The organism is Bacteroidota bacterium (assembly GCA_030017895.1).
Taxonomy (GTDB): domain Bacteria; phylum Bacteroidota; class Ignavibacteria; order UBA10030; family BY39; genus JASEGV01.
This window is the reverse complement of record JASEGV010000174.1, coordinates 1-553: the sequence shown is the minus strand read 5'-3', so window position 1 is coordinate 553 and position 553 is coordinate 1. Positions and strand designations below refer to the sequence as shown.

The following is a 553-nucleotide window of genomic DNA, read 5'->3' as shown; positions in this document are numbered from 1 at the left end:
CGGTAAGCGGTTTATTTCTGTATCCTTTTTCGTGAATCTGATTAATCATTTTTTTGTGTTCTACCACTAGAGATACCGACTCACCACTGTACGCACTGTCTGCGTGCAAAGACTGTCCCGTATCTGAATCTGAAAGTAAGTTCTCCGTTTCTTGTGAATCATGCACGCTCGCATCGGTTACAATATAAGTATCTATCAGTTTACTTTTCTTATCGGCTTTAACGTGATTTTTATAGCCATAATAACTTCGCCCATTCTTCTTTGTCCATCGTGCATCGGTGTCTTTTTGGGACACCTTATGCGGGTTTTCATCCCACCGCTCAGGAACATTTCCCTCTTTAATGTCTTTGTTCTCTTGACGGGTGTTGCGTTGAATTGGAACTTCTACAAAACTAGCATCCACCATTTTCCCTTCATGAGCAATAAGTCCTTCGTTGTTGAGATATTTATTAAAAAGTCCGAATAGTTTTTCTATCGCACTTGCTTTGGTGAGTTGTTCGCGAAAGAGCCAGATTGTTTTAGCATCGGGAACGTTGTCGGAAAGGGTTAATCC

General features: G+C 41.0%; 1 protein-coding gene. It reads right to left on the bottom strand.

The window, feature by feature from the left end; translation table 11 throughout:
* The coding region (locus QME58_14520; protein ID MDI6805025.1) for an IS5 family transposase at positions 1-553 on the bottom strand (553 nt) is incomplete at both ends.